Origin of the sequence: Streptomyces sp. AA1529 (assembly GCF_000280905.1) — a bacterium.
Classification (GTDB): Bacteria; Actinomycetota; Actinomycetes; order Streptomycetales; family Streptomycetaceae; genus Streptomyces.
In genome coordinates this window covers 1-21,645 of the sequence record NZ_ALAP01000041.1, presented here as the reverse complement: position 1 = coordinate 21,645, position 21,645 = coordinate 1, and the positions used below count along the sequence as shown (strand labels likewise).

Below are 21,645 nucleotides of genomic sequence, written 5' to 3'. Positions count from 1 at the left end.
ATGCCCTCACCCTCGCTGCTGCTCTCCCGCCGCGACCTGGACTTCCAGCTCCACGACTGGCTGGACGTCGAGGCGCTGACCCGGCGCCCCCGCTACGCGGAGCACTCCCGGGAGACCTTCGACGACGCCCTGGAGCTGAGCGAGCGGATCGCCACCCGGCACTTCGCCCCGCACAACAAGAAGAACGACCAGGAGGAGCCCTGGTTCGACGGCGAGCGGGTGCACACCGTCGAGGAGGTCTCCGAGGCGCTCGGGGTGTTCGCCGAGTCCGGGCTGCTGGCGGCTGCCATGGACGAGGAGTTCGGCGGCATGGGCATGCCGCACACGGTCGCCACCGCCTGCTTCTCCTACTTCCAGGCGGCCAACGTCGGCACGTCCGCCTACCCGTTCCTCACCCTGGGCAACGCGCGCCTGCTGTGCGCCCACGGCAGCCGCGAACAGATCGACACCTATGTGCGGCCGATGCTCGAAGGGCGCTTCTTCGGCACCATGTGCCTGTCCGAACCGCAGGCCGGCTCCTCCCTCGCGGACGTCACCACCCGCGCCGAACCGCAGCCGGACGGCACCTACCGGCTCTTCGGCACCAAGATGTGGATCTCCGGCGGCGACCACGAACTGTCCGAGAACATCGTCCACCTGGTGCTCGCCCGGGTGCCCGGCGGACCGGCGGGCGTCAAGGGGCTGTCCCTGTTCGTCGTCCCCAAGTACCTGGTCGGGCCGGACGGCGGCCCGGGAGAGCGCAACGACGTGGTCCCGGCCGGGCTCAACCACAAGATGGGCTACCGGGGCACCACCAACACGCTGCTCAACTTCGGTGAGGGCGCACGCCACCGGCCCGGCGGAGCGCCCGGAGCCGTCGGACACCTGGTGGGCGAGGAGCACCGCGGGCTGGCGTACATGTTCCACATGATGAACGGCGCCCGCATCGGCGTCGGCGCGGGCGCGATGGCGCTGGGATACACCGGCTATCTCAAGTCCCTCGCCTACGCGCGCGAACGGCCGCAGGGGCGCGCGCTCGCGGCGGGCGGCAAGGACGCGGCGGCTCCGCAGGTGCCGATCGTGCGGCACCCGGACGTGCGGCGGATGCTGCTGGCGCAGAAGTCCTACGTGGAGGGCGCGCTGGGACTGCTGCTGTACTGCTCCATGCTGGTGGACGAGCAGCGTTCGGCCGCGGCCGAGGAGGACCGGGCCCGCGCCGGGCTGCTGCTGGACGTGCTGACGCCGATCGCCAAGAGCTGGCCCTCGCAGTGGTGCCTGGAGGCCAACAGCCTGGCCATCCAGGTGCACGGCGGCTACGGCTACACCCGCGAGTACGACGTGGAGCAGCACTATCGCGACAACCGCCTCAACCCCATCCACGAGGGCACGCACGGCATTCAGGGGCTCGACCTGCTGGGCCGCAAGGTGGTGCAGCACGGCGGCGCCGGGCTGCACGCGCTGGACGGCGCGGTGCGGGAGACGCTGCGGCACGCCGAGGCGGCCGGCGGCGAGGCCGCGGCGCTGGCCGGGACGCTGGGCGGCTACTGGGAGCGGGCCACCGCCGTGACGGCCCGGCTGTGGGAGAGCGGCGACCCGAAGACCGCGCTGGCGAACTCCTCGGTCTACCTGGAGGCGGTCGGGCACGTGGTGGTGGCGTGGATCTGGCTGGGCCAGTTCCTGGCCACGCTGTCAGCCGACCGCGCGGACGCGGGAGCCGAGGCGTTCCTGCGCGGCAAGCAGCAGGCAGCGCGGTACTTCTTCCGCGTCGAACTGCCCCGCACCGGCCCGCAGTTCGACCTGCTGGCCGCGCTGGACACCGTCGCGGCCGAGACCGATCCCGACTGGCTCTGAGTCCGGCCGACGCGGCTCAGTCCTCGCCCAGGTCGCGCGGGTCCAGGGGCCGGGTGGCCGGGCCCTGGAGCACGGAGCCGTCCGTGGCGAACCGCGAACCGTGGCAGGGACACTCCCAGGCGGTCTCCGCGTCGTTGAACCTGACCAGGCAGCCCAGGTGCGGGCAGCGCGGCGAGAGGGCACGCAGTTCGCCCTCGGTCGTCCGGTGCACCGCGCAGCGCCGCCCGCGCACCCGCACGAGGGCGCCGTCGCCCGGCAGGATCTCGTCCACCGAGTCCACATGGCTGGGGCGCAGCCGGTCGGCGACGAACCGCCGGGCCACCGTCGACTGCAGACGCAGCAGCGCGGGCGCCTCACCGGCCCGCAGCCGCACCGGGTCGTAGAGCTGCGCCCACGGCGGCAGCGGCGCGCCGGTGACACGGGCGGCGAGCAGCTGCCCGGCCAGCACCCCCGAACTCATCCCCCAGCCACCGAAGCCCGCGGCGACGTAGGTGTGCCGGGTCCCGGCGTGAAAGCGCCCGATGTAGGGCACCCGGTCGGTGGTCTCGTTGTCCTGGGTGGCCCAGCGGTGGGCGAGCCGGGCGCTGGGGAAGCGCTCGTAGGTCCAGGCGGCCAGCCGTTCGTAGCGGGCGCCGACGGAGCCGGTGCCGGGTGTTCCGGGGGCGAACTTCTCCCCCGTGACGATCAGCAGCCGCCGTCCGTCACCGAACGGATAGGGTGCGGTGCGCACCGACCGGCTGCCGCGTTCCGGCGAGACGTAGGTGCCGCCGGGGTCCTCCTCCTCGGGGAGCAGCGCGGAGATGACCAGTTCCCGGCGCGGTTGCAGCCGGGAGAACATCAGCGCCCGGTCGAAGACCGGGTAATGGGTGGCCACCACCACGTCCCGCGCGAGCACCTCTCCCCCGTTCTCGGCGCGGAGCAGGCAGGGCTCCCCCTCGTCGAGCGCCACGACGCGGGTGCGCTCGAAGAGCAGGCCGCCGTGCAGCCGGATGTCGTCGGCCAGCGCCAGCAGGTACTTGCGCGGGTGGAACTGCGCCTGGTTCTCCACCCGGACGGCGGCGCGCACCCGGAAGGGAAGTCCGGTGTCGGTGACGAACGAGGCGGCCAGTCCGGCCTCGGCGGCCGCCTCCGCCTCGGCGCGCACCTCGTCCACGTGCTCGGCCGACTCCACGTAGAGATGCGCCGGGACGCGCTCCAGTTCGCAGTCGACGCCCAGCCGCGCGGCGACGGCGGCCAGCCGGTCGACGGCGCCCTGCTGCGAGAGGGCGTAGTGCCGCGCCTCCTCGGCGCCGCGCTCGGCGCGGAGCCGGCTGTAGGTCAGTCCGTGCAGCGCGGAGAGTTTGGCCGTGGTGTGTCCGGTGACCCCGGCCGCCAGCCGGTCGGACTCCAGCACGGCGACGCTGCGGCCCGCACGGGCCAGCTCCCAGGCCGCCGAGAGGCCGGCGATGCCGCTGCCCACCACGGCCGCGTCCACCTCGATCCGGCTGTCGGGCGGCAGTTGGGGGCAGGCCTCCCCGGCCGCCGAGAGCATCCAGTAGGACTCGTATCCGACGGGCAGTGTGGTCACCGCCGCCTCCCTTCGGCCCCCGGGTCGTCCACTCTGTGGTTCCCGCTGGTATGGCGCTCACCCCCCACCGGCCACCGGCATATCACCGGGATTCGGCCGAAAAAAACGCTTCTCCGCGGGGTTTCCCGCAGCGGAATTCCCCCAACTCCTCCCGCACGAAGCGGTGGGAGCGCTACGGTGTGTGCGCGCGGGGACGGTCGGTTGTTTGCTGCACGCCGGGAGGGTTCCGCGATGAGCGACAGAGGGCACCTGACGCCTGCTCACCACCTCGAAGAGCTGCTGGCCCGCGCCCAGAACCCGTTCGACGTCCGCGACCCGGTCCTGGACCGACTACGCAGCGCTGTGATGTGCCAGGTGGAGCTGTACGGCTGGCGGCACCGCAACATCCCGGCACCGACCCTGCGGTGCAGCACTTTCCGCCATGTCTTCCTGCTCGCCGACGGCAGCAGCGTACTGCTGTGGGAACTGCGCTACGACAGCCCGGACGGGACGGGCGAACTGCACGAGGTGTACGACGACACGGAGGCACTGCGCCGTGCCGAACGCCGGGCGCACCGCCGGATGGGCGAGCGGAGCGAACCGGACCGCCCGGGCCGCACGGCCGCCGTGTTCGACTTCCTGGCCGGTTCTCCCGGGACGGCCTGCCCGCGGCGCGAGTACTCCGAGGGCGACTCGGCCGACCACGCCCGCAGGCTGCTGCGCCGGGCCGAGAACCGGGACCGGCCGGGCGAGGAGACGCTGCGGCTGCTCTCCTCGGCGCTGGGCCACCACATCCTGCACGTCCCCGGGCCCCGGGTACGGGCCGGGGACTGCCAGGTGTGGTGCTCGGTCTACGAACACGCCTTCCTGCTCGCCGACGGCAGCGAGATCAGCCTCTACGAGCTGGAGCACAACATGACGGGCAGCGGCCGGCTGGCGTGCGAGGTGTACCCGGACGAGTCCGTGGCCGGCCAGGCAGCACACCGCCTCGCCCGGGAGCGGGGCCTGGACCTGTAGATCCCGGCCACGGTCGCCCGTGGACCGCCGAGCATCGGAGGAACGGCCATGTCCGCTCACGGACGCCACCGCCGCCACCAGCCACGCGCCGTCTCCCGCGTCTCGTTACGGGTGACCGCCGGCGGCGCGGGGATCGCACTGCCCCTGGTCGGGGCGCAGACCGCGGACGCCGCGGCCGGGGACGTGTGGGAGAAGGTGGCCGCGTGCGAGAGCAGCGGCAACTGGAACAGCGCCACCGACAACGGCTATTTCGGGGGCCTCCAGTTCTCCAGCAGCACCTGGGAAGCGTACGGCGGTACCGCCTACGCGGCCCGGGCCGACCAGGCGACCAAGGACCAGCAGATCGCCGTCGCCGAGAAGGTGCTCGAGGGCCAGGGCCCCGGCGCCTGGCCCACTTGCGGGCCGCGCGCGGGTCTCACGCGCGGCGGCGCGGCTCCGGCCGCCGCCCGGCACGGCTCCGGCCGGCAGACGGACCCGGCCGGTACGACGCCCGCCGAGCGGACCGCGCAGGCGGCACAGACCAAGGCGGACCGGGCCAGAGCCGAGCGGGGCAAGAAGCTGACGACCTACCAGGTGGTCGGCGGCGACACGCTCTCCGGGATCGCCCAGGAGCACGAGGTGGCGGGTGGGTGGCACACCCTGTACGAGGGCAACCGCTCCACCATCGGAGCCGACCCCGACCTGATCCTGCCCGGCCAGCGGCTGAGCCTGACCGGCAGCCCGCGGCGCACCGGGCGCCCACCGTCCCAGGCCCGCGGCTCCGCGGACACCGCCGCGCCGCAGGCACCGCGGCAGCACGCCCAGAAGCGGCCCGCTCCGCAGAAGAAGCCGCAGCCGTCCCCGGAACAGCGGTCCCGCAAGGACACCCGGAAGCAGGCGGCGAAGCAGGCTCCCGCGCACCGGGACTCCCCCTCCGCGACCGCACCCGTCTCCGGCGTGGCGCCCAGCACCGCCTACCGTGCGGCGGGCGGCAGTTGGTCCTCGGGACACCACACCGGGGTCGACTTCCCCGTCGGCACCGGCACCAGCGTCGAGGCGGTCACCAGCGGCACGGTCGTCTCGGCGGGCTGGGGCGGCGCCTACGGATATCAGGTGGTGCTCCGGCACCGGGACGGCAAGTACAGCCAGTACGGCCATCTGTCCGCCATCTCGGTGCGCTCGGGACAGGCCGTGCGCACGGGGCAGCGGCTCGGCCGCTCCGGTGCGACGGGCAACGCGACCGGCCCGCACCTGCACTTCGAGGTCCGCACCGGGCCCGGCTACGGCAGCGACATCAATCCGCTGACGTATCTGCGGGGGCGCGGGGTGCGGATCTGACCTCCGCGCACTCCCGGGCTCCGGAGGCAGCGGCCAGCTCGACGGTGCGGTCGCACCAGCGCTCCAGCAACGGACGGTCGTGGCCGACGGCCAGCAGCGCCGCACCGGTGCGGCGCCGGTAGTCCTCCACCACGGCGACCAGCGCCGCCGTGGTGGAGGCGTCCAGCATGGCGGTCATCTCGTCGCAGACCAGCACCCGCGGACGCAGCACCAGCGCGCGTGCCACACAGGCGCGCTGGAGCTGCCCGTCGCTGACCGCGTGCGGGCGGCGGGCGAGCAGGTCGCCGCCGAGGCCGACGGCGCCCGCCAGTTCCGCGACCCGCGCGGCCGACTCGGCGCGGCGCCCGGTCGCCCGCAGCGGCTCGGCGATCAGCTCGGCGAGGGTGAGCCGGGGATCGGCGGCGAGCCGGGGCTGCTGGAAGACGACGCCCACCGCGGTGCGCTGGGCCCGCGGCGCCCGGTGCCGCCAGCCCCGGGCGGGCTCGCCGCCGAGGCGTACGGTGCCCGCCGCGGGCCGGTGCAGCAGAGCCGCGACCCTGGCCAGGGTCGACTTGCCGCAGCCGCTGGGCCCCAGCAGTCCCACCGCCTCCTCGTCGGCGATCCGCAGCGAGACGCCACGCACCACCGGGACGCGGCCGCGCCGGTCGTAGCCCGCGGTGATGCCGCACAGCTCCAGCGCCGGAGGCGGTGCCCCGGTCATGCGCCCCTCCCCGCGCACGGCGGTGCCGGAGCCGCGGCCGGATGGGCGTCCCGGGCGGGGTGGTGGCAGGCGACGCCGCCGTCCAGAACCGGCTGCCGGGTGCAGGCGGCGTCGGCCCGGGCACAGCGCGGGGCGAACGCGCAGCCCGCGGGCAGGTCGTCCAGTTCGGGGGGCATGCCGGGGACGGCGCGGAAAGCACGCTCGGGCAGGGCCGCGAGCAGTCCGCCGGCGTAGGGGTGGCGCGGGCCGGGGGCGCCGAAGAAGTCCGCCGCGGAGGCCAGTTCGACGATCCGGCCCGCGTACATCACCGCCACCCGGTCGGCCACCCGCTCGGCAGCGGTCAGGTCGTGCGTGATGAGCAGCAGGCCCCGGCCCCGGTCGGTGTGTGCGCGCAACTCGTCCGCGGTGCGCTCGACCAGGTCGCGGTCGAGCCCGGTGGTCGGCTCGTCGGCCAGCAGCAGCGGGGCGTCGCCGACCAGCGCCATCGCGGTGGCGGCCCGCTGGGCGAGCCCGCCGGAGAGCTGATGGGGATAGCGGTCCAGGTGCCCGGCGGGGAAGGCGGCGCGCTCGGCCGCGGCGAGGGTGGCCTCGGCCAGGGCCGGGCCGCGTGCTCCGGTCAGTTCCCGTACGGTCTCGGCGAGTTGGGAACCTACGGTCCGTACCGGGGTCAGATGGGCGGCCGGGCTCTGCGGGACGAGGCCGATGCGGCGGCCGCGGACCGTGCGGGCGAGGGTCGCCTCGTCGGCGGCGAGCAGATCCGGCCCGGCGTCCGGTCCCGGCCCGCCCAGCAGGGCGCTGCCGCCGACGCGCGCGTTGGCCGGGAGGAGCCCCAGCAACGCGGAGGCGAGGACCGACTTGCCGCAGCCGCTCTCCCCCACCAGCGCCAGGCATTCGCCGGCCGCAAGGTCGAAGGAGACGCCGCCGACGGCGGCGATCTCCTCGCCGCGGCGCCTCCGGAAGTGCACGCACAGGTCCCGTACCCGCAGCAGGGTGCGGGCATCGGCTGTTCCCTCGCTCACAGCATCAGCTCCGATCGCCGCCGCGGGTTGATCCGGTCCCGCCACACGCCCGCCAGCGAGGCGAGGGCGAGGGTGGGCACGATGAGGAAGAGGCCGGGGAAGAGGGTGGGCCACCAGTCGCCGGCCTGCAGGGTGCCGCGGGCGGCCTGGATCATGTTGCCGAGGCTGGCGCGGTGGGTGGGCAGCCCCAGCCCGAGGAAGGAGAGTGCCGACTCGTGCCAGATGGCGTGCGGCACCATCAGCACCGCGGCCAGGCCCGCCTTGGGCAGTACGCCGGGCAGCAGATGGCGTACGGCCACCCGCAGGCGCGAGGCGCCGCCGGAGACGGCGGCGTCGACGAAGTCGCGGGAGCGCAGCGAGAGCATCTCGGCCCGGACGATCCGTGCGGTGGACAGCCAGTGGGTGAGCCCGACGGAGGCGACGACGGGCCATACGCCGGGGCGGAACAGCGCGACGACGAAGATGCCCAGCAGAAGGTGCGGTACGGAGGAGAAGACGTCCACGGCCCGCATCACCAGCCGGTCGGTCCTGCCCCCCGCGGCTCCTGCGGCCGCGCCGACGGCCGTGCCGAGCACGGTCGCGGTCAGCGCGGCGACGACGCCGACCAGGAGCGAGACCCGCAGCCCGTAGACGCAGCGCAGCAGCACGTCGCGGCCGACGTCGTCGGTGCCGAACGGATGCGCCGGGGAGGGGGCGCGGAGCTTGCCGGCCAGGTCGACGGCCTGTTCGTCGAGCGGGACGAGCAACGGCACCAGCAGCACGGCGCCGAGCACGGCGACGACGACGGCGGCCGAGGAGCCCACCCGCAGGGCGCGGCCCGGCGGCACGGTCCGCGGCCCGCGCAGCGCACCGGTGGCGGTGGCGGTGGCGGTGGCGGTGGCGGTGGCGGTCTGCCGGCTCACATCTCCTCCAGGGGGACGCGCGGATCGGCCAGTCCGTACAGCAGGTCGGAGAGCAGGTTCCCGGCGAGCACCGCGACCGTGGCCAGGGTGGTCAGGGCCGCCAGGAGCGGGAAGTCGGTCGCGGTGGCGGCCTCGACGGTGGCCGAGGCGATGCCGGGCCAGCTGAAGACGGTCTCCACCAGCAGCGCCCCGGTGATCAGTTCCGGGACTCGCGATCCCAGCAGGGTCAGCAGCGGCAGCAGCCCGCTGCGCAGCGCGTGCCGCAGCAGCACGGTGCGCTCGGCCAGGCCGCGGGCACGTGCACCCCGCACGGCGTCCTCCTCCAGCGCGTCACCGACGCCCTGCCGGACGTAGAGCAGGAACCAGGGCACCTGCGAGAGCCCGAGGACGAGCGCGGGCAGCGCGAGGTGGCGCAGCAGCGCCCCCGCGGTGACCACGTCGCTGCCGGCGTCGGTGAGTCCGCCCGCCGGCAGGACGCCGAGCCGGACGGCGAACAGCCAGATGCCCAGCAGCCCGATCCAGAACGGCGGTGCGGCCTCCAGCGTGTAGGCCAGCGGGGTGACGATCCGGTCCAGGAGTCCGCCGCGGCGGCGGGCGGCGGCGACGCCGAGAGCCGTGCCGGCCGTCACGGCGAAGCAGAACCCCGCGGCGCACAGCAGGACCGACCAGCCGAGCCGTTCGCCGATGGCCTGTGCGACGGGCTGCCGCAGCGAGGTCGAGTCGCCCAGGTCGCCGCGCACCGCGCTGGTCAGCCACTCCCACCAGCGCTGCGGGAAGGGCGCGTCGAGGTCGAGGTTGGCGCGCAGTTGGTCGAGCGTCTCCTGCGAGGCGCTGAGTCCGGCCGCGTCCGCGTACTGCTGCACGGGGTCGAACGGGGAGGCGGCGGCCAGCGCGAAGACCCCGAACGTCACCGCCGCCAGCACCGGCACGGCGGCCAGCAGCCGCCGTGCCACCAGGCGCGCGGCCGGGGGGATGGCTGCGGCGCTCACTCCTCGGGCTGCCAGTCCTGCACGTTCCACCAGGGTCCGGCGCCGATGCCGTGGTCGTGCGGCTCGACCTGGGTGGTCAGCCCGCGCCACTTGTCGTCGATGACGTAGACGTGGTCGATGTGGGTGAGGAAGGTGTAGCCGGGGTTCTTCTCCAGCGCCGTCTGGACCTTGTCGTAGGCGGTCTTGCGCACCTCGGGGTCGCGGCTGCGGCGGGCGGTGTCGAGCTGCTCGTCGACGGTCTTGTCGTGGTAGTGGGCGAGGTTGTTCCAGCCGTCGCCGATCTGCGAGGAGTGCAGTGTGGGGTAGAGGTCGAAGTCGGGATCCGCGGGGAAGCCGTTGCCCATCAGCATGGCGTCGTGGTCGAGCCGGGGGCGGACGACCTCGCGGCTGCCGGCCCGGACGGTGACGTCGATTCCGGCCTTCTTGGCGTCGGCGGCGTAGGCGAGGGCATGGTCCTGGCGCAGCTTGTCCCCGGAGAAGTACCAGAGGGTGAAGGCGGCGCGCCTGCCGTGTTTCGTGCGGATGCCGTCCTTGCCCGGCTTCCAGCCGGCCTCGTCCAGCAGTTTCCGGGCCCGGGGCAGGTCGCGCGCCCGCCGGGTCCCCTCGGCGAACCAGGGGCTGTCGGTGGGCAGCGGGCCGTAGGCGGGCTTGCCTGCGCCGTTGAGGACGGAGGCGACGATGGCCTTGCGGTCGACGGCGAGGTCGAGGGCGCGGCGGACGGCTCTGTCCCCGGTGACGGGGTTGCCGCTGGGGAGGGTGACGGCGCGGTAGTCGGCGGTCTTGGCGCTGAAGGTGCGCTTGTCCTCGTCCTTCTCGAAGGTCTCGGCCAGGTCGGGGGGCAGGATGGCGCCGTCCAGGTCGCCGGAGCGCAGCCGGGTGGCCCGGACGTCGTCGTCCTCGATGACGGCAACGGTGAACCGTTCGACCTTCGGCTTGCCGCCCCAGTAGTGCGGGTTCGCCTTGAAGCTGAGCTTCTCGCCCTTGCGCCAACGGGTGAGGATGTACGGGCCGGTGCCCACCGGCTCGGTGTTGTACGACCCGGTGTTGACATCGGTGCGCGACGCCACGGCCCGGGAGGCGATGGGCAGCACGGTGCGCTCGGCGAACGCCGCGTACGGGTAGGACAGCCGGAAGACGACCCGGTGCCTGCCCTCGGCGGTGACACTCTTGACCGCGTCCAGTTCGCCCTTGGAGGGGTTGTTGGTCTTCTCGTCGAGGATCGTCTCGTAGGTGTAGACGACGTCCTCGGCGGTGAAGGGTCTGCCGTCGCTGAAGGTGACGCCCTTGCGCAGGTCGTAGGTGTAGGTGCGGCCGTCCTCGCTCACCTGTGGCAGCCGGGTGGCGAGTGCGGGCCGCAGGTTCATCCTGGCGTCGTGGGTGAGCAGTCCGTCGAATATCTTCGAGTTGCCCTCCTTGCCGTAGCCGAGCAGGGGGCTGAGGGTCTCCGGCTCCTGGGCGACGCCGACCGTGACCGTGTCCGTGCCGCCGCCCGAGCCGTCACCGCCGCCGGGCGCGGAGCAGGCCGCGGCCCCCGCGAGGACCACCGCGGCGGTTGCCGCAGCGGTGGCTGTCCGTACTGTCCGGGCAGTCATCTGTGGCACACTCCTTGTTCGACGTCGCCGGTTCTTGCAAACCTTTCGCAATTACTGCGATTAAATCACGAGCGGCGCGGTGCGCTATGCCCCGATACCTCCCGACGGAGCCGACCGCGCCCGGGCAAGATCCAGCCCCAGTAACGCTGTTTCCTTCCACGCGCCGCTCCTCGGTCAGTAGCCTCGTGGGCCCGACCGGAACTCCCCGGTGAACAAAGCGAGCTGGAGACCCATCGATGGAACGTCCCGCCTGGGCCCCGCAGGGCATCGATCTCACCGTGCCGAGCGTGTCGCGGATGTACGACTACTACCTGGGCGGTTCGCACAACTTCGAGGTCGACCGGGAGACGGCGCGCCGGGCGATCAGGGCATGGCCGGGACTGCCCAAGATCATGCAGGCGAACCGGGCCTTCATGCGCCGCGCGATCCGCTTCGCCGTCCGGGAGGGGATCACCCAGTTCCTCGACATCGGATCGGGCATCCCGACCTTCGGCAACGTCCACGAGGTGGCCCATGCGCTGGACCGCGGCGCACGCACCGTCTACGTCGACAACGACCCGGTCGCCGTCGCGCACAGCCGCGCGGTGCTGGGGGACGACAGCAGAGTGGGCATCGTCTCGGCCGACTTCCGCTCGCCCCAGGACATCATCGGGAGCCCCGAGGTGGAGGAACTGCTGGAGCTGGACAAGCCGGTGGTGGTGATGCTCGTCGCACTGCTGCACTTCGTCGGGGACCGCGACGAGCCGCGCAAGTGCGTGGCGGAACTGGCCCGCCGCCTGGCGCCCGGCAGTCTGCTGGTGATCTCCCACGGGTCCGGTGAGGGCGGCCCCGTGCGGGACGGCGGCGCCGCCCTCCGCGAGGTGTACAGCACCGCGAGCGCCCCGCTCGTGACCCGGTCCAAGGACGAGATCGCCCAGTTCTTCGAGGAGTTCGAGCTCGTGGAGCCGGGCCTGGTCGCGCTGCCGCACTGGCGCCCCGACAGCCCGCTGGAGCTGGAGGACCCGGTCGTCCTGGGCGGGTTCGCCGGGGTGGGCCGCAAGGTGGGACTCGGCGAGTGACTTCCCAGGACGGGCCCGAAAAACACCAGGGGCACACCAGCTGGGCATCCGGCCCGGCGGAGGACGGCACCGGGCAGGGGGGCGAGGACGGGCTGCGCCGCTTCGCCCGGATCTGGAGCCGTACGGTCTACCCGGCCACCCAGACCTCCCTCACCCGGGCCGAACTGGAGGACTTCCTGCACCCGTTGGCCGTCCGCCTGGGCGAGGCGCTGCACGCCTACCCGTTCAGCCCGGCGCCGGGCCGGGAGGTCGGCGAAGTGCTGGTGAACCAGGCGCACTGCACCAGCCCCGACGCGCTGCCGCACATCCTCGGGGTGATCGAGTCCTACCTCGTCCTCTACGCGGGCGCCCCGCGCGGCCTGGGCGTGGACGAGGCGCGGTCGCGCTGCGCCCGGCTCCAGCACGCCCTCGCGGCCGGGTTCACCCTCGCCGTGCGGGAGCGGACCCTGGCCGAGCAGGAGGCCCTCTCCCGCGCCGCGCTGGCCGCGCAGACCGCGGTCGAGGAGGCCCTGCACGCGTCCGAGACCCGGTTCCGGGCCGTCTTCAAGGACGCCACCCTCGGCATCGGGATCGCCGACATGAACGGCCGGCTGCGCGACGCCAACGGCGCCCTGGCCCGGATGTTCGGGCACTCCGAGGAGGAGATGCGGCGCCGCAACATCAACGACTGGGTGCACCCCGACGACGCCCCCGACGTGTGGCGGCTGCACCGCGAGCTGGCCGCCGGGCGGCGCGACCACTTCCGGGTGGAGAAGCCCTATCAGCGCCCCGACGGCACCGTGCTGTGGACCAATCTGACGGTCTCCCTGCTGCGGGACGCCGACGGCGAACCGCGCTACCAGCTCGCCCTCATGGAGGACATCACCGAGCGGCGACTGCTCCATCTGCGGCTCCGCTACGAGGCGACCCACGACGAACTGACCGGGCTGCCGAACCGCACCCTGTTCGCCGAGCGGCTGGACCGCATCCTGACCCCGGGCAACGGGGTGGCCCGGTTCGGGCTGTGCTATCTGGACATCGACGGCTTCAAGACGGTCAACGACAGCCTGGGGCACGCCGTGGGCGACCAGCTCCTCGTCGCGGTCGGGGAGCGCCTCCAGTCCTGCACGACCGCTCCCGCGCACCTCGTGGCCCGGATCGGGGGCGACGAGTTCGCCGTGCTGATGTCCGACCCGCAGGGCGCGGAGGAGATCACCGGCATGGCGCGGGCCCTGCTCGCCGCGCTGGCCACCCCCGTCTCGCTGGACGGTCGGGAGCTGTCGGTCCGGGCCAGCATCGGCATCGTCGAGGGTGCCGCCGGAGTGCTCGAACCCGCCGAGGTGCTGCGCAGCGCCGACATCACCATGTACCGGGCCAAGGACGCGGGCGGCAACCGCTACGAACTGGCCGACCCGGACTCCGAGGCACGGGCGATAGACCGGCACAGCCTCACCAACCGGCTGCCCGCGGCGCTGGAGCGGGACGAGTTCTTCCTGGAGTACCAGCCGCTGATCCGGATGAGCGACGGCCGGGTGGACGGCGCCGAGGCGCTGGTGCGCTGGAAGCACCCGGTGCACGGGAGGCTCGGTCCGGACCGGTTCATCCCGCTGGCCGAACACACGGGACTGATCGTGCCGTTGGGGCGCTGGGTGCTGGAGCAGGCCGTCGCGCAGAGCTGCGCCTGGGCGGGCGGGCAGCCACTGCGGGTCAACGTCAACCTCTCCCCGCGCCAGCTCCACCACCCGGACCTGGTGCCGGACACCGTCGCGGTGCTGGAGTCCGCGGGTGTGGCGCCCTCGTCGTTGTGTCTGGAGGTCACCGAGAGCGCCCTGATCAGTGCGGACGAGGACGAGCTCAAACCGCTGTGGCAGCTGGCCGAACTGGGCGTCGACATCGCGCTGGACGACTTCGGCACCGGCTACTCCAACCTCGCCAACCTCCGCAGACTCCCGGCCACCACGCTCAAGTTGGACCGTTCCTTCACCCAGGGCCTCCAGCGGCACCCGGCCGACCCGGTGGATCTCACCTTCGTGGAGGGCATCGTCTCGCTGGCGCACGCGCTCGGACTGGCCGTGACCGTCGAGGGAGTGGAGACCGAGAGCCAGGCCGACCAGCTGCGCGACCTGGGCTGCGACACGGCACAGGGCTGGTACTACGCGCGTCCGTCCTCGCCGGGCGAGTTCGCCAAGGACTGGGTGCCGGCCGGGTGAGGCCCGGTCAGGCCCCGGGGCCCGGCCGCTGCCGCGCCGCCCAGGAGGGGAGCCAGGCCGCCTCGGGGAGCCCCGGCAGGCCCGCCAGGTGGGTGAGGATGCCGCGCAGGCCCGGGTGCGGGCCCGTCGCGGGCAGCAGGAGCGAGATCGGATAGGCGAGGGTGGGATCCACCACGGGGATGCGGCGCAGGTCGTGACCCGCGGGCCACAGGTACCGGTCCCGTGCCCCGACGAGTGTGGCCACCTCGGCGGAGTCGGCGAGGATGTCCAGGAGCACCTCGTCCCCGAAGTGCGGGCCCGCCGCGTCGATGCGCAGGTCGAATGCGGCCGCGAGCTGATCGTAGAACTCCCCCCACTCGCTGCGGGGTGCGATGCCGGGCACCCATATCCGGTGTCCGCGCAGCTGGCGCGGCGACAGCCGCCGCGCGGAGGCGAGCGGGTGCGCCGGGCCGACCAGGAGTTCCAGCGGGGAGTGGAAGGCGGGGATCATCCGCACCCCGGGCGGCAGCGCGGCGTGGTCGGTCACGGTGCGGAACGAGGCGTCGATCTCCCCGGCGGCGACGGCGGCGACCGCCGTGCGCGGATCGGCGGCCCTGAGCGTCACCACGTCGAGTTCGGTCCCGGGGTGCGAGCGCCAGTAGTCGTGCAGCACGACCGCCTGCGCGCTGCGCAGGCCGAGCACGTCGATCCGCAGGGCGCGGGAGCCCGGCCTGACCGCGCCGACGGCCCGCTCGGCACCCGCGACGATGCCCCGCGCGTGCGGGAGGAACGCCTGCCCGTCGAGCGAGAGCTCGACTCCCCGGGGAGTACGCGAGAACAGCCGTACCCCCAGCTCGCGCTCCAGCACCGCAATCCGTCTGGAGACCGCCTGCTGGGTGACGCCCAGCTCGTCCGCCGTGTGCTGGAACTGTCCGAGCTCGGCCGCCCGGACGAACGATCGCAATGCCTCGGTGTCCACCGCTGCACTCTAGAGGCACACAACCGTGCGTTGTGGCGCGCCGCGGAGCGGTTGTTTGCTCCCGGCCGTGCGGCGCTGGTGTGCTGCGCGGCATCCACACCAGCGGTTGTCACGGGGGGCCACGTTGCACAGGAGACAGGGAACCGATCTCGGACGGCTGTGGACGGCCTACGCCGTCAGCACCTTCGGCACCTGGATCGCTTTCGGGGCCTTCCACCTGATCGCGGTCCGGGTGCTGCGGGTGTCGGCGTTCGCGGTCTCGCTGCTGGACGCCGCCGGTCTCGCCCTGGCCGCGTGCGTCGCGGTCCCGCTGGGGCCGTGGATCGAGTACCGGACCAAGCGTCCGGTCATGATCGCCACGGGTGTCGTGCGCTTCACCGCCCTGGCGAGTGTTCCGCTCGCGTACCTGGCCGGCGTGCTGTCCTACGGCCAGCTGCTGGCCGTCTCGGTCGTCTGCGGGACGGCGGGCATCGCGTTCACCGCCGCGTCCGGCGCGTATCTCAAGCACCTCGTCGACGCGGACCGGCTGCTCGCCGCGAACGGAAGGTTCGAGGGCACGAACTGGCTGGCGACCGCGACCGGTCCGCCGCTGGGCGGCATGCTCGTCGCGCTGCTCGGCCCGGTCGTCACCGTCGCCGCGGACGCCCTCGGCCATCTGCTCTCCGCGCTCGGCCTGCTGCGGATCCGCGGTACCGACACCGCCGCACCGCGCGCGGCGGCCGGCCGGCTGCGTGCGGCCGACCTGGCGAGCGGCTGGCGGTTCATCCTGCACGACCGCGTCCTGCGCCGCCTGTTCGTCAACTCCATGACGGTCAACGGGCTGATCATGGCCACCGGTCCGCTGCTGGCGGTCCTGCTGCTGGGCCGCTACCACTTCCCCGCCTGGCAGTACGGTCTGGCCTTCGGCGTCCCGGCGCTCGGCGGCTTCGTCGGCGCCCGGCTCTCCGCGCCCCTCGCCGCGCGCCACGGGCGGCATCGGGTGCTGCTCGTCTCCGGGTGGCTGCGCTCGCTCTTCCCGGTCGGGCTCGCACTGACCCGCCCCGGCGTGCCCGGCCTCCTCACGGTGCTCACCGTCGAGGCGCTGTTGATCTTCAGTGCGGGCGTCTTCAATCCGCTCAACACGACGGAGCGACTGCGACGCGCTCCCACCGGCCGCGTCGCCCAGGTCCTCAGCGCCTGGAGCATCAGCAGCAAACTCGCCCAGGCCGCCTTCATCCTGGCCTGGGGAGCCCTGGGGACGCTGACCGGCCCGCTGACCGCGATCACCGTCGCGGGGATGCTCCTGCTCGGAACCCCGCTGCTCCTCCCCCGGCGGATGTCCGGGCCCGAGGACCCGTCCGGGGCGGCCAGGGCGGCCGGGGCGGCCGGCGAAAGCGGGGAGGCCGACGAACTCCGTCCGGTATGACGCCTGCCGCGAGCCGCGGCGCGGGAGCGCCGCTATCCGCGGGCGGCCGCGTCCAGGTGGCGCTCGAACCACGCCAGCAGATCGGCCTCGACCTCGTCCCGGTTGGTCTCGTTGAGGATCTCGTGCCGGGCGCCCGGGTAGGCGCGCCAGCTCAGATCCCGGGTGCCCCGGTGACGGAAGTCCTCCAGCAGCTCGTGGACGAGCGTCAGCCCCTGATGGCAGGGGTCCTGGTCGCCGACGGCGACATGGACCGGCAGCTCGCGCGGGATCCGGGCGAACTGCCCCGGATCGTTGATCTTGCGGGAGCCGCGCACCCAGTCCAGGGACAGCCCCGCGCCGAAGGGGAAGCCGCAGCGCTCGTCCCCGGCGTAGCTCTCGACCTCGGCCGGATCGCGGGAGAGCCACTCGAAGCCCGTGCGATGCGTGAAGGGGTCGTTGAAGGAGCCGAAGAGCAGCGTGGTGAAGTCCGACGGGGCGTCTCTGCCCTCCTCGGCGACCTGCCGCTCCAGCCGCTGCACGGCGGCTTCGGGATCGCAGCCGGGCAGCGAGCGGAACGTGCCGGACAGCACCAGCCCGGAGAGGCCGCCGCCGTACTCCTGGGCGTAGTCGCGGGCGAGCTGCGAGCCCATGCTGTGGCCCAGCAGGAACAGCGGCGCACCGGAGGGCAGCCGGGACCGGGCCCGGTCGCCGACCTCCTTGAGATCGGCGACCGTGGCCCGCCAGCCCTCGGCGCCGGCAGCTCCGTAGCCGCCGGTGGCGGCAGCCGTGCGGCCGTGACCCCGGTGGTCCGAGGCCACCACCGCGTAGCCGCCCGCGGTCAGCCGGCGCGCGAACCGTTCGTAGCGCAGCGCGTGTTCGGCGGCGCCGTGCGCGATCTGGACCAGCGCGCGCACCTCGCCCTCCGGCCACCAGGTGTAGCTCGCCACCGGCGTCCCGTCCGCCGCGGCCGTGACCTCGTCCCGCCGTTCCGCCACGCTCGGCCCCTTTCCCCCCGGCCGTCCGCCGGGCCCTCGACGCGCACCGGCGCGCGGGTCACCGCACCGCGCGCAGGCGGTAACCGTAGCGGTAGGTGCGATCCGCGTGAAGAAGGTACTTCTCCAGCGGCGGAGCCCCCCACGAGTCGTTGCCGCCGACTCCCGTCTGCCGGTGGTTGACGCCGAGCACGGTCTCCTTCCCGGGGCCGAGTTCGTAGGGGTGGCCGGGGCCGTCCAGATCGGCCGGGGTGTACCGGAGCGCGTTGAGTTCCAGCTGGTCGCCGTCCTCGGTGGTGACCCGCAGCCCGGCACCGTGCCTGCCGGTCAGCTCGCCCCAGCGCACGCCGGTGACGTTGCCGCACTCCTGCGGGCGTACGTAGGGCGTGAACCGGTCCGCCACATCCGAGCGGTAGCGGCCCACGTGGGCGGCGGTCGCGCGGTCCTGGTAGTTCTCGTGCGGCCCGCGGCCGTACCAGCCGAACGAGGAGAGCTCCCCGGGCAGGGTGAACAGCGCACCGACCAGCGGCAGATCGGGGAGTCCGGAGCCGGGTTCCAGTGTGTGCGCCACCCGCACCTCCCCGTCGCCGCGCACCGTGAGGACGGTGGTGAAGGCGCTGCTCGCGGGCGAGGTCGGCAGGGTGCTGCGGACCTCCACGGCGAGCTGCGAGCGGCTCTTCCGGGTGACCCGCACGCTGTCGGTGGTGCGCCGGGCGCCCGCCTCCTTCCAGGTCCCGGCGGTGTTCTGGAATCCGCGGCCGCGGTCGTTGTCGGTGGGCGCGCGCCAGAAGTTGGGCACCGGACCTTCCGTGAGCAGCACCACGCCCCGGTGCCGGAAGTCGGTCAGGGTGCCGCGGTCCTTGTCGAGGGTGAGGGAGAAGTCTCGGCCGGTGACGGTGACCTGCTCGCCGGTCTCCTCGTACTCGACGGGCGGCAGTCCGGTCTCCCGCGGCTCCTCGGCGGCCGCCTGCCACTCCGTGAGCGGGAACTGCGCACCCGCGACCTCGTGCCCGGCCTCGGCCCAGGAGCTGCGCCGCCGCAGCACGAGCGAGAGGTTCAGCCAGTACTCGGCGCCCGGTACCGGCCGGGAGGGGCGTTCGAGGGGCAGCCGCAGGGTGCTCGTCCCGCCGGGACCGGTTCGCGGTGGCCGCACGGTGCCGTGCCCGGTGCGCTCCCCGTCCCGGGTGACCTCCCAGCGCAGTTCGTAGCCGTCCAGACCGGTGAACGCGTATTTGTTGGCGATCCCGACCTCGCCCCGCGCGGCCTTCCCGCCGGAGAAGGCGACCCGTTGGTAGACCCGTTTGACCTCGGCCATCGCGGGGTTGACCCGGCGGTCGGAGCGGACGACGCCGTTGCAGCAGAAGTTGCCGTCGCTCGGATAGCCGGGGACCCAGTCGCCGCCGTAGGACTGGTAGCTGCGGGAGGGATCGCCGGGCACCGGCTTCCGGATGGTCTGGTCCACCCAGTCCCAGATGAAACCGCCGTGCAGATTGGAGTACTTCTCGAAGAGGTCCCAGTACTCCTGGAGGTTGCCGGTGCTGTTGCCCATGGAGTGCGCGTACTCGCACAGCATGAACGGCTTCGTGTTGCCCGAGCTGCCATACCGCTCGACCTCGTCGGGTTTGGCGTACATCCGGCTCTCCACGTCGGCGACGGAGCTCATGCCCTCGTAGTGCACCGGCCGGGTGGGGTCGCGCCGGTGGAACCAGTCGGCCATGGTGCGGAAGTTCTCGCCGCTGCCCGCCTCGTTGCCGAGCGACCACAGCACCACGCACGGGTGGTTCTTGTCCCGTTCGACCATGCTGCGGGCCCGGTCCAGGCACGCCTCGGTCCACTCCGGGAGGGAGCCGGGGACGGTGTCGCGGACCCCGTGGGTCTCCAGGTTGGTCTCGCCGATGACGTACAGGCCGTACTCGTCGCACAGCTCCAGCCAGCGGGGCGAGTCCGGGTAGTGCGAGGTGCGGACGGCGTTGATGTTGTGCTGCTTCATCAGTTCGATGTCACGCAGCATCGTCTCCTCGGGCACGGCCTGGCCGTGCACGGGATCCGTCTCGTGCCGGTTGGTGCCCGCGAAGAGCAGCGGCCGGCCGTTGAGATGCAGTCTGCCGGGCCCGAACGTCACCTCGCGGAATCCGAAGCGCACCCGTTGGACCTCGCTGCGGTCGCCGCCCGGATCCCGCACGGTCAGCACCAGCGTGTAGAGGCTGGGGCTCTCCGCCGACCACAGCCGCGGCGCCCGCACCGTGCCGGTCAGCTCCAGGTCGGCGATGCCGCCGGCCGGGGGCTGTGCGCTGCCGGTGAGGGGGCCGGTGCGCACCCGGTGCCCGTCCGCGTCGTAGAGGACGCCGGAGACGGTGTACTTCCCGACCGTGCCGCCGGTCGTGTCGCGTATCCGGGCGCGGACGGTGAGCTCGGCGCCGGTGCGCGCGTCGTCGAGCGCGGTGCGGACCTCGGCGTCGTGGAGATGGACGCGGGGCACCGAGTACAGGTACACGTCGCGGAAGATCCCGGACAGGTCGATCATGTCCTGGTCCTCCAGCCAACTGCCGTCGGACCAGCGGTAGACCTGCACGGCCAGGGTGTTCTCGCCGTCCTGGAGCTGCTCGCCGATGTCGAACTCGGCCGGGGTGTAGCTGTCCTCGCTGTAGCCGACCCGCTCGCCGTTCACCCAGACGAAGAAGGCCGACTTCACCCCCTGGAAGGAGAGGAGGGTGCGCCTGCCGCGCCAGCCGCGGGGCACGCGGAAGGTCCGCCGGTAGGAGCCGACCGGGTTGAACTTCGCGGGGACGTCGGGGGGTTCGGGCTGCTCGTAGCCCGTCCAGGGGTACTTGATGTTGAGGTAGACCGGCTCCCGGTAGCCGTGCATCTCCCAGTTGGACGGGACGGGCAGCCGGTCCCAGTCCCCGTCGTCGAAGTCGGTGCGGTGGAACCCCTCCGGACGCTGCTCCGGGTTCTCGCACCAGTGGAAGCGCCAGTCGCCGTTCAGCGAACGGTGGTACGGGGAGTCCCCGGGCCTGTCCTTGAGTGCGGAGGCGCGGTCGCGGCAGGGGATGAGGGCCGCGCGCGCCGGTTCGCGGTTGACCTGGAAGACGGTGGGATCGGCGTCCCACTCCCGTCCGGCCTCCCGCCCGTTCGGTCCGGCCGGGCCCCGCCGCGCGGCGGCGAAGGCCGCCTTCTGTTCGCGGAAGGCGGCCCAGCCCGCCAGAGTGCCACCGGTCGTTGCCAGAAAGCTCCGTCGTGCCCATGGCTTCGGATTCATGACTCCACAAGACACCACAGAGCCACATCACTATCAACGCTTTCGCACAACTTCTTTCACCCAGAGGGTGCCGGCACTCGGGCGGGCCGACGAGCGGTCACCGAGCCGCGGCATCGGCTCGGGCGTCGCGCCCCGCACGTCGTACGCGTCGGGCGTCGGGCGTCGGGCGTCGGGCGTCGGGCGTCGGGCGTCGGGCGTCGGGCGTCGGGCGTCGGGCCGGAGTCTCACGTGTCCTGGCCGTGCCCGGCTCCCCGGTGGCCCCCGTGCCGAGCGGCGGGACCGCGAGACCCACCGGTCTGCGCCGCGGCTCCCGCCCCCGGGTCCGGGTCCGGGAGTCGGCCGGGGCCGGCCGGGTCGCCCTGCCGCGGAGCGGTCGCCGCTCCGGGTCCGTCCTCCCCGTCGGCGGGAGCGGCCTCGCCTCGGGGCCTGCCCGCGGGATCGTGCTCGGCGGCGGTGCGCTGCTGACCGTCGCGCCGGGGCAGCGGAGGACGCCCCGGCGTGCTCTGGGTGCCGTCGGGGTCCTCGGCCGGTGCGGACGGCGCGAAGGCCAGCGGGGCGGCGGGCCCGCGCTCCTTGCCGCGGGCCCGGGCCCGCGGCCGCGGATCCGCGGTGCCGCGGCCACCGGCCGGTGCGGCGGCCCCGGCCCCCGCCGGGTCCGCGGCGGTCCGCACCGCCGGTGCACGGGTGGCGACGTCGGCCGGGGCCGGAGCAGCCGCGGGGGCCGGGTCCGGATCCGCGGCAGGCCGGGGGCGGCGGGTCCCGGCGCCGGGGCGCGTTCCCGGACCCGGGGCCCCGGCCCGGCGGTGGGGGCCGTGCCCGGTCCCGGGGTCCGACCGCCCGAGCCGTCCACCGTTCCGGGGCCGGCCGCCGCGTGCCCGCTCCCGGCCCGGCGG

At 73.7% G+C, this 21,645-nt stretch carries 15 protein-coding genes; 6 read left to right on the top strand and 9 right to left on the bottom strand.

The genetic code is table 11. The features are described 5' to 3' along the window. Entirely contained in the window at nt 1–1,830 is a 1,830-nt protein-coding gene (locus A949_RS0112060; protein WP_019356267.1) for an acyl-CoA dehydrogenase, read from the top strand. 16 nt (nt 1,831–1,846) lie between these two features. Here A949_RS0112060 and A949_RS0112055 read toward each other — a convergent pair whose 3' ends face one another. Continuing rightward, nucleotides 1,847–3,397 carry an FAD-dependent oxidoreductase gene (locus A949_RS0112055; RefSeq protein ID WP_019356266.1) on the bottom strand — a complete coding sequence of 517 codons (1,551 nt, stop codon included), beginning with the start codon at nt 3,395–3,397 and terminating at the stop codon, nt 1,847–1,849. A 231-nt stretch (nt 3,398–3,628) separates the two neighbouring features. Between A949_RS0112055 and A949_RS0112050 the strand changes: the two genes are divergently transcribed. Beyond that, complete coding sequence (locus tag A949_RS0112050) at nt 3,629–4,393, top strand: DUF6227 family protein (protein WP_019356265.1); 765 nt, start codon at nt 3,629–3,631, stop codon at nt 4,391–4,393. Between the two features lie 48 nt (nt 4,394–4,441). Continuing rightward, the gene (locus tag A949_RS0112045; RefSeq protein ID WP_019356264.1) at nt 4,442–5,710 is read left to right on the top strand and encodes a peptidoglycan DD-metalloendopeptidase family protein; all 1,269 of its coding nucleotides are present in this window, start codon (nt 4,442–4,444) and stop codon (nt 5,708–5,710) included. On the opposite strand, the gene A949_RS0112040 is transcribed toward A949_RS0112045, so the two are convergent. The 5 genes from A949_RS0112040 to A949_RS0112020 are packed head-to-tail and all read right to left on the bottom strand — an operon-like array spanning nt 5,667 to nt 10,912. Further along, nucleotides 5,667–6,410 carry an ABC transporter ATP-binding protein gene (locus tag A949_RS0112040; protein ID WP_019356263.1) on the bottom strand — a complete coding sequence of 248 codons (744 nt, stop codon included), beginning with the start codon at nt 6,408–6,410 and terminating at the stop codon, nt 5,667–5,669. The two genes, A949_RS0112045 and A949_RS0112040, sit on opposite strands and share 44 nt — an antisense overlap. Continuing rightward, nucleotides 6,407–7,429: an ABC transporter ATP-binding protein gene (locus A949_RS33195; RefSeq protein ID WP_019356262.1), complete on the bottom strand. Its 1,023-nt coding sequence runs from the start codon at nt 7,427–7,429 to the stop codon at nt 6,407–6,409. The genes A949_RS0112040 and A949_RS33195 overlap by 4 nt, the downstream gene beginning before the upstream one ends. After that, entirely contained in the window at nt 7,426–8,274 is an 849-nt protein-coding gene (locus A949_RS37195) for an ABC transporter permease (protein WP_026004574.1), read from the bottom strand. Before A949_RS37195 ends, A949_RS33195 begins: the two co-directional genes overlap by 4 nt. 53 nt (nt 8,275–8,327) lie before the next feature. Then, entirely contained in the window at nt 8,328–9,320 is a 993-nt protein-coding gene (locus A949_RS0112025) for an ABC transporter permease (RefSeq protein WP_019356260.1), read from the bottom strand. Beyond that, the gene (locus A949_RS0112020) at nt 9,317–10,912 is read right to left on the bottom strand and encodes an ABC transporter substrate-binding protein (RefSeq protein WP_026004573.1); all 1,596 of its coding nucleotides are present in this window, start codon (nt 10,910–10,912) and stop codon (nt 9,317–9,319) included. Before A949_RS0112020 ends, A949_RS0112025 begins: the two co-directional genes overlap by 4 nt. 236 nt (nt 10,913–11,148) lie before the next feature. Between A949_RS0112020 and A949_RS0112015 the strand changes: the two genes are divergently transcribed. Both A949_RS0112015 and A949_RS0112010 read left to right on the top strand, forming a co-directional pair. Next, a complete protein-coding gene (locus tag A949_RS0112015) occupies nt 11,149–11,970 on the top strand; it encodes an SAM-dependent methyltransferase (RefSeq protein ID WP_019356258.1) in 822 nt (273 codons plus the stop codon). A 92-nt stretch (nt 11,971–12,062) separates the two neighbouring features. After that, nucleotides 12,063–14,159, top strand: a complete 2,097-nt coding sequence (locus A949_RS0112010; protein WP_051019477.1) for a putative bifunctional diguanylate cyclase/phosphodiesterase — start codon at nt 12,063–12,065, stop codon at nt 14,157–14,159. A 7-nt stretch (nt 14,160–14,166) separates the two neighbouring features. On the opposite strand, the gene A949_RS0112005 is transcribed toward A949_RS0112010, so the two are convergent. After that, a complete protein-coding gene (locus tag A949_RS0112005) occupies nt 14,167–15,117 on the bottom strand; it encodes a LysR family transcriptional regulator (RefSeq protein WP_019356256.1) in 951 nt (316 codons plus the stop codon). 124 nt (nt 15,118–15,241) lie between these two features. Between A949_RS0112005 and A949_RS0112000 the strand changes: the two genes are divergently transcribed. Further along, nucleotides 15,242–16,522, top strand: coding sequence for an MFS transporter (locus tag A949_RS0112000; RefSeq protein ID WP_019356255.1), 1,281 nt, complete (start codon nt 15,242–15,244; stop codon nt 16,520–16,522). 32 nt (nt 16,523–16,554) lie between these two features. Here the strand turns inward: A949_RS0112000 and A949_RS0111995 are convergent, their stop codons facing one another. Beyond that, nucleotides 16,555–17,496, bottom strand: coding sequence for an alpha/beta fold hydrolase (locus tag A949_RS0111995; protein WP_019356254.1), 942 nt, complete (start codon nt 17,494–17,496; stop codon nt 16,555–16,557). Between the two features lie 58 nt (nt 17,497–17,554). Beyond that, entirely contained in the window at nt 17,555–20,752 is a 3,198-nt protein-coding gene (locus tag A949_RS0111990) for a glycoside hydrolase family 2 TIM barrel-domain containing protein (protein WP_019356253.1), read from the bottom strand. Nucleotides 20,753–21,645 lie beyond the last annotated feature (893 nt).

Excerpts from the sequence above, each read along its gene's own strand:
- A949_RS0112060 (WP_019356267.1), top strand. The coding sequence starts at position 1 with ATGCCCTCACCCTCGCTGCTGCTCTCCCGCCGCGACCTGGACTTCCAG.
- A949_RS0112050 (WP_019356265.1), top strand. The coding sequence starts at position 3,629 with ATGAGCGACAGAGGGCACCTGACGCCTGCTCACCACCTCGAAGAGCTG.
- A949_RS0112045 (WP_019356264.1), top strand. The coding sequence starts at position 4,442 with ATGTCCGCTCACGGACGCCACCGCCGCCACCAGCCACGCGCCGTCTCC.
- A949_RS0112040 (WP_019356263.1), bottom strand. The coding sequence starts at position 6,410 with ATGACCGGGGCACCGCCTCCGGCGCTGGAGCTGTGCGGCATCACCGCG.
- A949_RS0112020 (WP_026004573.1), bottom strand. The coding sequence starts at position 10,912 with ATGACTGCCCGGACAGTACGGACAGCCACCGCTGCGGCAACCGCCGCG.
- A949_RS0112015 (WP_019356258.1), top strand. The coding sequence starts at position 11,149 with ATGGAACGTCCCGCCTGGGCCCCGCAGGGCATCGATCTCACCGTGCCG.
- A949_RS0111990 (WP_019356253.1), bottom strand. The coding sequence starts at position 20,752 with ATGAATCCGAAGCCATGGGCACGACGGAGCTTTCTGGCAACGACCGGT.